This is a genomic window from Streptomyces sp. MnatMP-M17 (genome assembly GCF_900091995.1).
GTDB lineage: Bacteria > Actinomycetota > Actinomycetes > Streptomycetales > Streptomycetaceae > Streptomyces.
Window position 1 is genome coordinate 1 of the sequence record NZ_FMDK01000285.1, and the last position, 2,651, is coordinate 2,651.

General features: G+C 71.3%; 2 protein-coding genes. One reads left to right on the forward strand and one right to left on the reverse strand.

What is annotated here, in order from left to right; translation table 11 throughout:
• Positions 1–208: 208 nt before the first annotated feature.
• Positions 209–490, reverse strand: a complete 282-nt coding sequence (locus tag GA0115259_RS13540) for an HPr family phosphocarrier protein (RefSeq protein WP_093595744.1) — start codon at positions 488–490, stop codon at positions 209–211.
• Between the two features lie 114 nt (positions 491–604).
• Here GA0115259_RS13540 and GA0115259_RS13545 point away from each other — a divergent pair.
• A partial coding sequence (locus GA0115259_RS13545) for a GNAT family N-acetyltransferase (protein ID WP_093595747.1) occupies positions 605–2,651 on the forward strand: 2,047 nt, incomplete at its 3' end.

Sequence of the window (2,651 nt, forward strand, 5' to 3'; positions counted from 1 at the left end):
GGCCGGGAAAAGGTGAGGGTTTCGCAACATGTTGTAAACACCGCGAGTGCTCGCACTTAACATTCTCGCCGTATACAAAGAAATGAAATAGCGCGGCCTATTCTCCGCTGCCCGCACGAAAACGACGGAGCCGCGGTGTGCCGAATTCAGCGCACCGCGGCTCCGTCGTGCGAAATGACGGCCGGGCCCTTCTCGCGGCCCGTACGGTTCAGACCGTCTCGGGCAGCTCGTCCAGGCCCTCGGCGACCAGCTTCGCCAGCCGGTCCAGAGCGGCGTCCGCGCCGTCCGCGTCGGAGGCCAGCACGATCTCCTCGCCGCCGCGCGCGCCCAGACCGAGCACCGCGAGCATCGACGCGGCGTTGACGGGACTGCCGTCGGCCTTCGCGATCGTCACCGGGACGCCGGCCGCCGTGGCGGCCCGGACGAAGATGGACGCGGGACGGGCGTGCAGCCCCTCGGCCCAGCCGACATTGACGCGGCGCTCAGCCATGGTGTTGCCCTTCAAGTCTCAAAAGTCTGAAAAACGATGTCCGGCCCAGACTCTCATGTGATGTGCGGTCCACCTGGTCCGCCCCCGTCCCGCCCCCCGCCGTAGGCTTTGGCCATGGAGACCCCGCCGGTCCATGCGTACCCCGATCACTGGGAAGCGGACGTGGTGCTGCGCGACGGGGGCACCGCCCGGATCAGGCCCATCACCGAGGACGACGCCGAGCGGCTGGTCAGCTTCTACGAGCAGGTCTCCGACGAGTCGAAGTACTACCGGTTCTTCGCGCCCTACCCGCGCCTCTCCGCGAAGGATGTGCACCGCTTCACCCACCACGACCAGGTGGACCGGGTAGGGCTCGCGGTGACGGTGGGCGGTGAGTTCATCGCGACCGTACGGTACGACCGCATCGACGGCCGCGGGCGGCCCGCGTCCGCGCCCGCCGACGAGGCCGAGGTCGCCTTCCTGGTCCAGGACGCGCACCAGGGACGCGGGATCGCCTCCGCCCTGCTGGAGCACATCGCGGCGGTCGCCCGCGAGCGCGGCATCCGTCGCTTCGCCGCGGAGGTGCTGCCCGCCAACACCAAGATGATCAAGGTCTTCCGGGACGCCGGATACACACAGAGGCGCAGCTTCGAGGACGGCTCCGTACGGCTCACGCTCGATCTCGAACCGACCGCCGAGTCGCTGGCGGTGCAGCGTGGCCGTGAACAGCGGGCCGAGGCGCGCTCGGTGCAGCGGCTGCTCGCGCCCGGGTCGGTCGCCGTCGTCGGTACGGGACGCGCGCCCGGTGGCGTCGGCCGTACGGTCCTGCGGAATCTGCTCGGCGCGGGCTTCACCGGCCGTATGTACGCGGTCAACCACGCCTTCGAGGAGGACAGGACCGAGATCGACGGCGTCCCCGCCGTACGGTCCGTCGCGCGGATCGGTGAACCCGTCGATCTCGCGGTCCTCGCCGTACCGGCGGAACAGGTGCCGGACGTGGTCGCGGACTGCGGCGAACACGGTGTACGAGGACTGGTGGTCCTCTCCGCCGGCTACGCGGAGAGCGGTCCCGAGGGCAGGGAGCGGCAGCGCGCGCTGGTGCGGCAGGCACGTTCGTACGGAATGCGGATCATCGGACCGAACGCCTTCGGGATCATCAACACCGCCGATGCCGTACGGCTGAACGCGTCGCTCGCGCCGGAGCCGCCCGAGCGCGGGCACATCGGTCTGTTCACGCAGTCCGGCGCGATCGGGATCGCGCTGCTCTCCGGGCTCTACCGGCGTGGCGCGGGACTGTCGTCCTTCGTCTCGGCGGGCAACCGCGCGGATGTCTCGGGCAATGACATCCTCCAGTACTGGTACGAGGACCCGGACACCGATGTCGCCCTGCTCTATCTCGAATCGATCGGCAACCCAAGGAAGTTCACCCGGCTCGCCCGGCGCACGGCGGCGGTGAAGCCGGTCGTGGTGGTCAAGGGCGCGCGTCACAGCGGCAGCGCACCGCCCGGGCACGCGGTGCCGGTCACCCGTATCCCGGACGCGACGGTCTCGGCGCTGATGCGGCAGGCCGGAGTGATCCGGGTGGACACGGTCACCGAACTGGTCGACACGGGGCTGCTGCTGGCCTGCCAGCCGCTGCCGGCGGGGCCGCGCGTCGCGATCCTCGGCAACTCCGAGTCGCTCGGCCTGCTCACCTATGACGCCTGCCTCTCCGAAGGCCTGCGCCCGCTCCGCCCTCGCGATCTCACGACGACGGCGACGCCGGCGGACTTCCGCGCGGCGCTCGCGGACGCCCTCTCCGACGACGCGTGCGACGCGGTCGTGGTGACCGCGATCCCGCACGTCGGCGAGACGGGCCCGCCCGCTCCCACCGACGGCGGCGCCCTGGGCACGGCTCTCCGCGAGGCGACCGCACGCACCGCGTCGAAGCCGGTCGCGGTGGTCCATGTGGAAATCGACGGCCTCCCGGAGGCCCTCTCACCTCCGGCGACGCCGGGCCTGTCGAGCTCTGCCGCCAAACCCGCTGATGACGCCGCACCGACCCAGCCGCCCGGCGCCGGGCTCCGTCACGGCGCCGTCCCGCGCATTCCCGCCTATCCCGCCGCCGAGCGGGCCGTACGGGCGTTGGGCGAGGCCGTGCGGTACGCGCAGTGGCGGCGGGAAGCCGAGCGGCCCGGGAAGG

Bases quoted from the DNA above. Each gene is read 5' to 3' on its own strand.
- GA0115259_RS13540 (WP_093595744.1), bottom strand. From the start codon at position 490: ATGGCTGAGCGCCGCGTCAATGTCGGCTGGGCCGAGGGGCTGCACGCC.